General features: G+C 46.5%; 7 protein-coding genes. 2 read left to right on the top strand and 5 right to left on the bottom strand.

The genetic code is table 11. From position 1 onward, the window contains the following. Nucleotides 1-66: 66 nt before the first annotated feature. Nucleotides 67-2,775, bottom strand: a complete 2,709-nt coding sequence (locus V1467_RS03355) for a TonB-dependent receptor (protein ID WP_416307391.1) — start codon at nucleotides 2,773-2,775, stop codon at nucleotides 67-69. A 391-nt stretch (nucleotides 2,776-3,166) separates the two neighbouring features. Between V1467_RS03355 and V1467_RS03350 the strand changes: the two genes are divergently transcribed. Both V1467_RS03350 and V1467_RS03345 read left to right on the top strand, forming a co-directional pair. Then, the gene (locus V1467_RS03350) at nucleotides 3,167-3,679 is read left to right on the top strand and encodes an RDD family protein (protein ID WP_416307390.1); all 513 of its coding nucleotides are present in this window, start codon (nucleotides 3,167-3,169) and stop codon (nucleotides 3,677-3,679) included. A 139-nt stretch (nucleotides 3,680-3,818) separates the two neighbouring features. Continuing rightward, nucleotides 3,819-4,949, top strand: coding sequence for a helix-turn-helix domain-containing protein (locus V1467_RS03345; protein ID WP_416307389.1), 1,131 nt, complete (start codon nucleotides 3,819-3,821; stop codon nucleotides 4,947-4,949). Here V1467_RS03345 and V1467_RS03340 read toward each other — a convergent pair. The 4 genes from V1467_RS03340 to V1467_RS03325 form a co-directional block, all read right to left on the bottom strand. Continuing rightward, nucleotides 4,946-6,505 carry a tetratricopeptide repeat-containing sulfotransferase family protein gene (locus tag V1467_RS03340; protein WP_416307388.1) on the bottom strand — a complete coding sequence of 520 codons (1,560 nt, stop codon included), beginning with the start codon at nucleotides 6,503-6,505 and terminating at the stop codon, nucleotides 4,946-4,948. The genes V1467_RS03345 and V1467_RS03340 overlap by 4 nt on opposite strands. Before the next feature lie 42 nt (nucleotides 6,506-6,547). After that, complete coding sequence (locus V1467_RS03335) at nucleotides 6,548-9,100, bottom strand: family 20 glycosylhydrolase (RefSeq protein WP_416307387.1); 2,553 nt, start codon at nucleotides 9,098-9,100, stop codon at nucleotides 6,548-6,550. Between the two features lie 54 nt (nucleotides 9,101-9,154). Then, complete coding sequence (locus V1467_RS03330; protein ID WP_416307386.1) at nucleotides 9,155-10,102, bottom strand: hypothetical protein; 948 nt, start codon at nucleotides 10,100-10,102, stop codon at nucleotides 9,155-9,157. A 77-nt stretch (nucleotides 10,103-10,179) separates the two neighbouring features. After that, entirely contained in the window at nucleotides 10,180-13,002 is a 2,823-nt protein-coding gene (locus V1467_RS03325; RefSeq protein ID WP_416307385.1) for a TonB-dependent receptor, read from the bottom strand. Nucleotides 13,003-13,095: the final 93 nt, after the last annotated feature.

The raw sequence follows: 13,095 nt of genomic DNA, 5'->3' as shown, positions 1-13,095 counted from the left end.
ATTTCTCTTGTTCCAGATACAAAAAAGCCCTGTCGCTAATGCTATAGCAACAGGGCCATTCGCGGGTTACATGGAGTAACGCGCACCAAACAGATATTGGGTACCTGTGTGGTTGTATTCACGCATCAGATCCAGATCACCGTCACCGGTGGTAAACAGACGCTCATATTCGTCAGTCAGGTTGATAATCTCGAAGGTGATGGTGAGGTTATCATTGACGTTATAGAAAGATGAGAAGTCCACATGGGTCGGGCCTGTGGTGGCTTCTTCGGCGTTACCATTACTACCGCTATAGCTGGTAATATAGTCATCACGCTTGTTGACCGAGATCCGTGCGCCATAGTTGTCTTTTTCGTAGTACAAGGTGGCGTTGTAGGAATTTTTCGACAACCCGGTAATTTCACCGGATGACACTTTGGTGTAGTTAGCTACCGCTCCTAGACCGTCAAAGGGTTCTGGCAAAAAGCTGAAGGGTTGCTGATAAATAATCTCAAAACCGTTCAAGTCGGTACCTTCGCCATTAACCGGTGAATTGTGGGTATAGGGCACTGTGCGCGGGTCCAGCGCAATTTGCGGGTCATACTGAGGATCAGAGTCAATAAACGGATAATAGGCCGGATCGACTAAACGCTCTTCAGATGAATTTTCAATAAAGGTTTCAATATCTTTATAAAAAATAGTCGCCGCCAACAATGATTCTTCGGCAAAGTACCATTCAAAACCTACATCCACATTGTTGGACGTAAAGGGGTCAAGGAAGGGGTTACCCGCACTAACCGTGCCGTTAATATAAGAAAACGACGGATTACCCGGATTCAGTGAACTTAAGCTCGGCCGCGTCATGGAGCGAGAGACGCCAAAGCGCACTACCACTTCATCTGTCACGTCCAGGGCCAAATTCATCGCCGGTAAAAAGTTGTCGTAGTCATTGGTGATACTGACTGTATCTTGCTGGATAAAGCCCGAAGAGGTGGTTTCGGTATCCACATAACGGAAACCGAAGTTACTGCGTAGCACCATATCACCAATATCAAACTCGGAATTCAGCTCCAGGTAACCGGCAAGCGTTTTCTCCTGTACTTCCCAGCTTTGTGCACTGCGAGGAACCCAGGTTTTATCCAGCAGTTGTGATTCAATCGCGGCAAAATCCGCCACAATAAAGCTTTCCAGCGGCCCATCAAAACCGTTGCCAAAATCATCATAAGGGATCATATGCGCAAAGCCGTCAGCCGAACTTTGATCCGGGAAGCCGTTAATCTGTTCTTCTGCGTAGGACACTGTGCGATCGTTGATAGCCAAACCGGTTTTAATGGTGACCAAATCAGCAGTGTAAGTCAGGTCAATCTTACCGGTGTCATTCTGACGCAACACATCAGTAGCGCGTAAGCGACCATCACTAAGGTCATACATACTGGCATCATCAGTATCGTAACCATGATCCACGACAGGAACATTGGCATTATTACTAAAATCAAAACTGAAGGTATGGGCAGTATTGTTGGTCATGTTGTAACGATACTGTTCGGAGCGGGCATCCGATTCTGCAGTGCCCCACATAGCATTAACTTTAAGATTATCCGTCGCAAAATACTCAGCGGAAAAAACATACTGGCTAAAATCGGTAGAAGAAATTTGTTGGCGACTTTCAATCCGTGATTTGATCCCGTCGTAAGTACCTGCCAACACCTGTCTGCCATTGGGGGCAATGGTAATTTCAGTTGGGGTAATTTCACTAAAGGTACTGCGGAACATTTCAAAGAAGTTGTACATCGTACGCTCATTATCCAGCGTTGAATGCAAGGTATCGAAAGTCAGCACCAGATTGTCGGACGGGGCATACTGGATTGAACCGGTAAAACCCAGGCGTTCCTGTTCATTACCAAAAAAATCGGGGCGAGGTAAACGTGGAGTCCATAAACAGTTGATAGGATCTACAGCAACCTCATCGACTTCACAGCTCCCGACATCCGGCGTACCGTTTACAATGGTGTTGCTGGTATCGGCATAGATACCACCGCCGTCTTTAACCGGCGTGGTCCAGCGCACGGTACCATAACCTTCCTGACGCACAGTGCGGTCAGACTTGGCTACAGAAAACAACACACCCAGTTTATCGTCAGCAAAAGTATTACTTAACATCACTGCCAGACGCGGATCAACATCCCCGGTAACATCGTTATAGCTACCCTGGCCTGACGCCGCCACATGGAAACCGGGATTGTCAAAAGGTTTGGCCGAATACATATCCACGGTACCGGCGATTCCGCCCTCTTCCATGGCTGCGGTTGGTGCTTTTTGAATATCGACCCGATTAAATAATTCGGAGGCGAACACATTGAAGTCAAATGCCCGTCCGCCGTTAACCCCACCGCCAGAGTCGGTTCCGTCGGTACTGGCCGGTACTTCCATGCCATTTAACGTGGTGCGGGTAAAAGATGGCCCCAAACCACGCAGGGTTATCTGGCGTCCCTCTCCCCCTTCACGAGAAATCGCCACGCCGGGCACCCGTTGTAAAGATTCAGCAATATTCAAATCCGGAAACTTACCAATATCTTCTGCCACGATAGATTCTTTGGCATTCACCGACGTACGCTTGGTTGCCAGCGCTTTATTTAATGATCCGCGAAATCCGGATACTTCTATCACCTCAAGGCTATCTTCATCCTGAGTTTGCACTGCAGTGTTGTCTTGTGCGAAAGCCTGGGGAGTCGAATAAATACCCAAGATTAAGCCAATGCTGGCTACGAGTTTGTTGTATTGAAATTTTGGTTGCATGTGAACCACCTCATTTGTTGTGTTGTCCCTTATTGCCCCGATCACGCCGCACTTTTTTAGATTTTGCTTAAGCATTCAAGCATTTATGCTACCGGTGGCAATTTAAGTTAAAAAAAACATCCACTTGTTAAGTAAATGTAATTTTTAGGTTATGAAATTTCATCTTGGACAACAACGATTGTTGGTCAAAAACTCCATATATGAATATTTTGTTTTAATATGCGCAGCAATTCACTGGCTCAAGAGTCATTTCAAAATCACGCTAATGAACTGATTAATAAAGATATTATTGGTACATACTGGTTATTTATAATTGCCTGACTGCGCGAATGTTTAATATAGCGACAATATACTGGTACACTTCTGCCTCCTTTTATTGCCAGATTTTTTTATGTCCGATTCAGTTAATACCTTTCCCAGAGCAGGATTTTTCAGACGCTTGGCCGCAATGGTTTACGACCTTCTGGTCGCGGTGGCAGTGGGGATGTGTGCAGCCATGGCGATAATTCTGCCGTTGGTTATTTTGTTGGAGAACGGCGTTATCGATATGCGCGGCGCGGAACATGCCAGTGACTTTATTCAAAATTCGCTCCTAACCAGAACGGCCATCCAGGTATGGGTCGGATTATGGGTTACCGGCTTTTTTATGTGGTTTTGGCGCAATGGCGGCCAAACCATTGGCATGCGCGCCTGGCGTTTACGAATACTGAGCACCACCGACCAACCCTTAACCTACCCGCGTATTTTACTGCGAATGCTCAGTTCATTGCTGGGTTTAGGAACCCTGCTGGTACTATTTGATTTTAAGCACAAGCAGTCTTTACAAGATCGTATCGCTCATACTGAAGTAGTGAGTCTAACCAAGGAAGCCAACCATCATCGCAGCTGGAAAGGTCTGAGTTAAATTTTGGCAAAACTTTAGTATCGGGAGCTTGGTCCACCTTCTTCATTGCTGATAGACTGTCCGTTATATTGTTCAGCTGATAACAATATCGAATTCAACCCTGATCGCCTGCCAATAAGGTCGAACAATTACAATAAAAATGACTGAACTTTATTTTAATATTAATGATGTAATATTAATTCTCTCTATTGGTTTGAGTATTATACTGGCACTGTTTCAATCCGTTATTGCGGCCAAAAATAAGCTGTCAAAATATTTACTTAGCGCGTTTTTTATCTCTATCGCCATATCTGATATTGGCGTCATGCTTATCTGGAATGAATATCTGCCCAAGCCCGCCTGGATCGAAAAGCTGGTCCCCTATCTGTACAGTTTTTCCACTATCATAAAAGGCCCTCTGCTGGTGCTGTATGTTGGCAGTATTACTCATCAGGATTTCAGTTTATCCCAACGCAATTTATTCCATCTAATCCCGATATTGATTGTATTTGGTTGCCTGTACTTTTTTAGTGTTGATATCAATCTGATGAGACTGGATACCTTTGGCATTGATCGGGCAGCTTATCTCACCACAGACATGATCTGGTGGTCGCTAAAACTGGTACCTTTGGCCTATTTTGTGTTTGGTTTGCTGATTGTGCACCGTTACCACAAGTCGGTTGTATCTGATAACTCTGATGTTAATGAACAGGCCATTATCTGGCTGTATTTGCTCACTTTAGCCTTTATCGGCACCAGTTGCTGGTCGGTGATCCTGAGTATTCTGGCTCTGGTATATCGACTCCCTTATGGCGTTACCGAAAACTACCTCAACTTTGGTCTGCTAATAGCCCTATTCTTTTACAGTGCGTCGCATGCCCAAAAGCTGACCTTGACCCGCAAGCATTCAAGAGCCAGCGACATTTCAGGTAATCTGAAACACATCATTGATGGCATTATGACTGGCATAAACACCGATAAACTCTATCTCAACCAAAGTATTAATATTGAACAGTTTGCCGACAAAATTAACCTGCCAGCCAGAGATGTGTCTTTTGCCATCAACCGTGAATTCGGCACCAATTTCTTCGAGTTTATCAATTCTTATCGGGTGGAAGAGGCCAAGCGTTATCTGGCCGATCCGCAATATGCGGATATGTCGATCATGGACATCTTGCTGGAGTCCGGGTTTAACAGCAAATCTGCTTTTCAGCGATTTTTTAAACGTTTAACCGACTTGTCGCCTAGCGAATACCGAACCACACATATGTCGCACAAATCGTCCGGTTAGAAGTGAATGTCGTTGCGGACGAGGATATCTTTTACCTCGCTTAACTGCTGTTCGTAGCGCTGCCATTGTCCAACAGATTTTGGACTAATTTTATTCCGCACCTGGACTGAACTGGCAGTCGCCACCGGAGCATCATTTAGCTCAATGTTGAGGTAGCCGTCGTTCCATTCCAACTTGCAGAATGCAAAGAGTTTTTTCGCTTCATCGAGCGGCTCGGTCACCAGCTTGTCGTAGTTAATTACATAAAATCGTTGTGGGAAATGGTTGCGCAACAGATCCATCAACTGTCTGAACTGCAGATAAAAACGGGCAGTATCCCGGCCATCCAGAGAATAGCGTGTTGCTTCATCTTCAAAACTGAATAGTTGCCGATAATTGCTGACAATAGTATCCAGAGGATGGCGATCCAGACAGACCATAATCGCATTGGGTAACGCAGCCAGAATATGCGGGGCATACAAAATATTCAGTGGCAGTTTATCCAGTAAAATTTGCCCGTTTTCACCAAAATAGTCAGTACGTTGTTGATAAAGTTGACCTATTTTTTCCAACTGATCGGGCTGGATAGCCGCCAAACATGGCGCAGGCGCAAAACAGCGTTCAGCCACGCCAGTCACCTGCTTTACCGCCATGCTGAATTGATACAACTCTCCGGCCGACACGACGTTAGCATGCGCCGACAGAATGCGTTCAAGCAAGGTTGTGCCAGTTCTCGGCATACCGACAACAAACAGGTTACTTAACTCAGCGGGCTTATGATCGTCAGTATTAATCAAGCCTTGTTGAATCGCGTCAAAACGCTGTTGATCGGACGAAAACTGATAATCGAGTTGTGTTTTGACTGCTGATTTGGCGTCTTTCAAGATTTTAAATGCGTGATCAAACTGCCCCATGCTGTCATATTCTTTCGACAAGGCATGGGCCAAGTGTAACCGGGCATCGAGATGCGGCTGCATTTGTCTTAATGATTCGAGACATTTGACCCTTTCGGCCGGGTCAAGAGCGTGCCCCAGTTGCGAGATGGCGGCCTGGGCCTTGTAATAATCCGGTTTAAGCTCAACGGCCTTAGTGTAAGCTTGCTGCGCCCGTTCAAATTGCCCGCAAAATTTATAACAGGTGGCCAAATTGAACAGGCTATATGGATTAGCATCATCAACCTGGACCAGTTTCTCGAACCACTGGCAGGCAATAGCATACAAATTCAGGCGGTTATAGGTGGTGGCAATGGCATCAATCAATGCGGGTTGGCTGGTAGTTTGCAACCCCAGTTGATCCAGTTGCATTTTGGCCTTGTCAGTTTCCCCTGCCAGCGCCAGTGCCCGAGCCCGATAAACCTGGTAATCAATGATTGCAGGTTGTAGTGCAATCGCGGAGTCCAGCATCTGCAACTCTTGACGATAATTGGCATATTTATGCGCCAGGCTACTGAGCAGATAATAGGCTTTATCATTGTTTTCATCGGTTGCCAGCATAGTCTGCAAGCACTCATAGGCTTGCTGATCCCGTCCCTGGATAAGTGCCAGTCGTGCTTTTTCTTCCAACTGCTCAAGATGCATTCAATTAGCCTGGATAAGTGACAATAACCACGCAGTCTACCATCAGTACTGACTCAACTCAGCCAGTGATGTTTCACGACTATGCTGGTTACCCAAACGGGTTTTGAACAACACCTGACTATTATCATCACAAAACGCTTGCTGCCCGCGGCTCCAGCTTTGGCCACTATCACAACTATACAGTACCTCCAGACCTTCAATGAGCGGCTCGGCAATCCGGGAATCACCCTGCTGTTTAATTCTGGGTGGAGGAACATAAAAATGAATACCTTGTCGATCCAGCTCTGGCAACACATGCTCAATCAGTACACGCAAAAAGCCATGCCAATCATTGGCAAAAGCAGAGGATTGTTTATTCCTGGGCTGTAATTCCCAGTCCGCTTTATGCCAGGCTCGCTCTGCCAGGGCGATAATTCGCGGAAACACCATATTCTCCATTTGCGTCTCGCTACGCACTGTTTCTGACCATAACTGGGCCTGAATTCCCAGCACATTGCCGGTCGCCTGCAATGCCACATGATGTTTGTTAACTAAATGGTCAAGATCGTCAATTTTATCACCTGGCAAGGTTCTGGCTGCGTTAGCATAAAGGTCGTCCGGTGTGTAGGAAAACACTTTGTATAAGTCACTGTAACGGGTTGCCCAGTGGTAACCACGCTCAAAGGGAGACGCTTCATTAGGATGGTCAAAATACAAATGCGTAGCCGAGGAAAGTACAACATCATATCCTGCATTCGCCAGCAAATACGCCCGATCAGACACACCGGCTTCCCAGATGTTGTCCCAGGCATTAGCAATCACTTGCTGATTGGGAATAGCGTTGCGCTGAAAAGGCTGGTCACGGTTATACATCAGACCATCTTCCCAGCCGGCAATAGCCAGCCCCCGTTGTGCTGCCAGTTCAGCTACCTTTTTGACAAAATAGGGCTTGATATCATCCACGCCCATCAAAGGCGAAGCCAATGAATCAAACTGCCGCTGACAGGCAGGCGATTTCTGCCACGCACCTTTACCTACCTCGTCTCCGCCCATATGGAAGATATTCAGTTTACTGCCTGCCATACGGTGCATTCTTTCCAGTTCATACATCACTTTTTGGACAAAATGAAATGTCGAAGGCAGGCAGGGGTTAATGGCATTATCGCTATAACTTTGCACCGACAGATACTCAGATTTATCTTGCAAGTCAGACAATAAATACTGGTTGGCCGCCGGTTCATCTCCCTGACTGAACAAACGCTGGTAGCGCGCTTTCATTGCCACTATTGCCGCTCTGGCGTGGCCCGGCATGTCTATCTCGGGAATCACTTCAATGTTGCGTTGTTTGGCAAAACGCACCAGCTCAATATAGTCATCGGTAGTAAGAAAACCACTGCCACTTTGCAATTTACCCGGACCATTACCTAACTGGGTCAGCAAACAATCCTGTTCCTGCAAATCAAAACAGCGTTGTGCACCTATGTCGGTCAGTTCGGGCAGACCGGGGATTTCGAGCCGCCATCCTTCATCATCGGTCAGGTGTAAGTGCAGTTTATTCAGCTTGAATCTGCCCATCTGCTCAAGCAAAGTGAAAATGGCCTGTTTGCCATGAAAGTTACGCGCGATATCATAATGCATACCACGCCATGTAAAACGTGGATGGTCACTAATATCGATCGCATCCAGGCTTAACACCTGCTTGACCGTTTTAGACGGCAATAACCCCAGCAAACTTTGCACAGCGTAGAAAATACCGGCTTCAGTTTTGGCTTTTATTGAGATGGTATGCAAATCTGCAACTAGCCGATAACCTTCAGCATCGTCGATGGACGGGTCAAAAGACAGCTCAATAACATTGCTGTCGGCTTGGCGGTTATCAGCATCCAATTTCAACCCTCGAAAGGCTAGCTGCTCAACAAGATATCCCTTGGCAAATTCCAGGCCGCCCGGTTGTTTTACTGTCCAGGCAGAATCAATATGGACCTTTCCTTCCAACTTGGTAACCTGCTGAGGTGTCGGCACAATAGCAATTCTGTCGGTCTGACCATCCATTTTATAGTGCTGCTCAAACTCAGGATCATCTTTACTCAAACCGTACCGATCCACCGGCTGGTTAAATCGCAAATATTGTTGCGGCTGTTCAAATGGCAACACATAGGATTGAAATGTTTCCGTGTCGGTATTACGGAATACAAAATGTTGCTCACTACCGTCAACCATAAAGGCTCTGGGCATAAAATAACTGTAACTGGCAATGTCCCCGAGGCCGCGGTAGCCAAAACGCACGGTTTTGCCCGGTGCGATACCTGCGAACTTGTCAGTTGGGCTAATACGGTACAGGTCGCCCTGTATACGCTGAAATGTGACTTGCTCGGTTAAAGACTGCACGATACGGCGGGCAGAATGTATATATATTTGCCAATCACCAGTCCCTTCAGGAATAGCGGTTCTGGACTGATTGTTGATTTCCACAAAGGCCTCAAACTGGCCCTGACTAACAAAATTAGTCGATACACCAAATTTAAGCTCGGCGTGACGGGTAAAGTTTTCCGTATCCAGGGCAAACGCGTAATGGCTGACAAAGGATGAGAATAAAATCGCAAGGATAAGTTTCATAAATTTATTTCTGGAGTAAGTGAATAACAAGACTGCATAAGGATTGCCCCAGCTTCATGGTGCACAGCGGCCACTGGGCGTATCGGTGATTTCCGGTAGCGTCGGGCTAAACTGAATATCGGCAAAATGGTTATACAAAAACCAGCTGCTGCCAAAAACATGCAGGTTAGATTTCCAGCCAACATCGAGCTGCTGGTATTGCTGTATCCAGCTCAGGAATGCCTTATCCACACCATTTTTCGCCAGCCAGGGGCCCATAAAATACCCCGAAGGATCGGCAGAATTGTCAGGGCCTTCATTGGAAAAGATAGGGGCGATATCGACAGTCACGCCGGCGCTAGCCAAATACGCCATGCGCTCCAGTCCGTAGTCGATGATATTCACATCGTCATGTCGGTAGTAATGCAATAAGATGCGGCTACCATTTTTTGCCAGTGCTTCACCTTCTGCTGGTGTAATCCAGCCAATATAGACTTCACTCAACATGCCGTATCGGGATGCGAGTTGAGCGAAATAGTCGAGTACCGACAGACTATATTCAAACGCCTGTTCACGGTTTGACTTGTTCCAGAACTCGTATTCCAGATTAAGCACATCGATATGCTGCGATTTGGTATGCGCTAAATTGAAGCGAATAATATTATCGGCAGCCTGTTTACTGCCCAGCGCAGCGCCAACTCGTGCAATACCATATTCTTTTTTTGCTGTACTGATAAAGCGGGCGAGTTGTTCAGCCCGCTTACCGCTGGCCTGGAGCCCTTCCAGATCATACAAAATGAGATAGTTAAAACCATGTTCCGCGGCAAATTCCAGCAAGGCGGTTTCCTGCTGCTGGTCACCCAGCAAGGATGCCGACTCGGGTCGATTCAACGACACGTACATACCCTTGACCCACTCACAATCGGCATTAGCTTGCACAGATGAAACCAGCAAAGCCAATCCCAGGGCACACCAAACGCCTATACCCTTTGGTATACTTAGTAGTCCTATCCACTTGTTCATTGTGTCATTTCCAATAGTTATTAAATGAAATCAGGAAATAAAAAGGACCCGATACGAGATCGGGCCAAACACAGTGATCAGAGTCTCACACGGACTCCAACAGTGAATAACGCACCGGTATCTTCGAAACCGATAAACTGGTTCTGGTAACGACCATACTTGTTAACGGTTTCGCCGGTAATATTCATACCGTCAACAAAAGCGGTAACTTGTTCAGTGATGTTGTAGCTCAAACTCACATCAACGGTGCCGTAAGAATCGTAATGAATTGGCTCGTTTGAAGGCCCGTTAAATACAATTCCCAGGAAAGGGGTTCGATAGTTATAGGCGATCCTGGCCTGTAATTTTTCGTTGTTATAAAACACCGATACATTTCCCGTATCGCTTAAACCCGGTAAGGCAAATTGTTCTGCGTCACTGGCATCGCTAAGGGATGCACTGCTATCCACAAAGGTATAGTTGGCTGTGGCGCCAAGACCATTATCGAACGTCATCGCCCAGTTAATTTCTGCCCCTTCTATAGTGGCAGATTTACCGTTTTGCGGCCGGGTTACATAAAACTCTTTCCAGGCAGGATCTTCTACCTGCAGATTGTCAAATGTCTCTGGACCGGACAATCGCACAATAAAGTTATCAATATCCTTGCGGTACAGGGCCAGTGCCAAAATATTCGAATCGCCGTAATAATATTCAAACGACAGGTCATAGTTTTTTGCAGTATAGGGTTTAAGATTGGGATTGCCGCCCATGGCTGTTCTAGTTGTCACTGTTGTGGTGCCATATGACGTATAAGGTGCCATCGCAGACAATGTCGGTCTGGTTAGCGTTTTACTGAACGCACCGCGCACATAAAACTCATCCGTTACCTTCAATAATGCGTTAACTGAGGGTAACCAGTTGTCATAAGAGTTATCCAGTGCGACAGCGGTACCGGCAGCATCAGCAAAAGTTTGTACCAACCAGGGTGAAGGTGGCTCATCCGGCAAGGTACTTTCACGCTCCAAACTTTCCAGAACCTGGGTAGTACCGTTAGAGGTCAGATCCGTTTGGGTATAACGTAGCCCCGCAGTAATTGACAATGGCATATCATAAGCGGTGGTATCGCTAGAAACTTCAACGTAGGCCGATGTCACTTCCTCTTCAATAAGGTAGGAATCGTTCGACTTGACTGCATCCCAGCTACTGTTGTTGGCCAGAAAGGCTTCTTTGGATGCTATTCCTGCTGCCGTATCGGCTCTGGTTCGCCCGTCAATATTGTTAGCCATCCAGGTACGGTAAGCATCCGGATCAATCATATACACATCGGCAGTTAAACCATTGAATGCATCACCCGGACTGAATACGCCCGTCACAATACTGTTGTAATCAATCTCCTGACGGGTAGCCAAACCATGATACATCCGACGGATAAGATCAGGTGTCTGCCAATACTCGGTTTGTTTCTTGGCGACAGTATTATTCATCCCGAACTTCACTTTACGGATACTGGAACCTAAAGGCTCCCATTTGAAATCGAGTTTAAACTCGTTATTGTCGGCCTTGTTATACACACCATCATCAGAAGTAATTCTTGCCCGCAGATCCTTCATGTTCTGGCTGCCCATCTCGGGTTTAATGGCTGCTTCATCGGCATATTCAATACTGGGAATGCCCCCCGTTGAGGTTAGCAAATAACCGGGGCGGTCAAGAAACTCGAGGATATACATACGATCCAGACCACGGTTATCCAGTAGCGCATCCGAACGGGAAATATCCGCCACCATGGTCCATTCATCATTGATTAACCACTCAGCATTCAAACCAGCCACACTGGATTTGGTGGGTCTTTCGGTGGTGGTTAAACCATGCGCATAGCCACTAATGTTATATCCGTCGTCGAAACCATGATTAATGACTTGATAGAATCCATTTTCATCCACCACATTCTTGTCCGACAACGTCGGTGCCCACAAGTAAGATCCGGTCCAATAGCGGGATGTGGAGGTATCGTAATCAGAATAAATATAATCTGCGGTAAGAATAAGATCATCCGTTGCCTGCCACTGCATGACCACATTACCTCCTACCCGACGACGCTCTTCATGGGTAATACCGGCATATAGGCTTTGAATACGATAGGTGTCTTCTTCGAGGCCATCACCAGAATAGGCATAACCACCGGCCCATCCCTGACTGGGATCGGTAAAGCCTAAAAAGGGTTCCAGCGTGGTTTTGGCAATATGTTCATTTTCTACCGTATATTTGTCGGTGGCACGTTCCTGATAGGTAACAGAGGCCAAAATACCGAACTTGCCGTCATTAAATGTATTACTAACGATAAAGGAGCCTTGAGGCTTGGCTTTATCGCTATTTTCTTCATACATCGCTTTTACACTGCCAGCAAACTTGAACCCGTCATAGTCAAATGGCTTGGCGGTTACAATGTTAACCAAACCGCCTAGGCCGCCCTCTTTCAGGCTGGCTGATGATGTTTTGAATACATCCACTGTACTGATTAGTTCGGATGCCAGCGTGTCAAAGCTGAAGGCTCGCTCTTCATTTTCGGTGGCAGGTGTACGGCCATTAATAACTACGCCGGTAAAATCAGGACCTAGTCCCCGAATACTGACAAAACGCCCTTCACCACCTGCCCGGTCAATCGCCACACCGGGAACGCGTTGTAATGAATCGGCGATATTATTGTCAGGAAATTTACCTAAGTCTTCGGCGGAAATGCCGTCGGAAATAAGATCCTGATTACGTTTACGACTGATGCTGCGTTCCAGGCTGCCAGCAATGCCGGTAATCACGATATTTTCGACTTCTTCATCTTTGTTGCTGTCCGCTTGCTGGGCATATAGCGGACTCAAAGTACTCAGTGCGCCAATCATAGCAATGGAGAGTTTAGTTCTTGTAAACATTCATGTGTCCTCTGCAATTTTCAGAGAGCAGCCAATTATTCCCTAGCCTACTCAATTATTCGTTGTTATTTTTTGTCTGATTGCTGACCACAT

The sequence above is a fragment of the Neptunicella plasticusilytica genome (assembly GCF_047922965.1).
Classification (GTDB): Bacteria; Pseudomonadota; Gammaproteobacteria; order Enterobacterales; family Alteromonadaceae; genus Neptunicella; species Neptunicella plasticusilytica.
The sequence above is the reverse complement of the archived record's forward strand: the minus strand, read 5'-3'. Positions and strand labels throughout refer to the sequence as shown.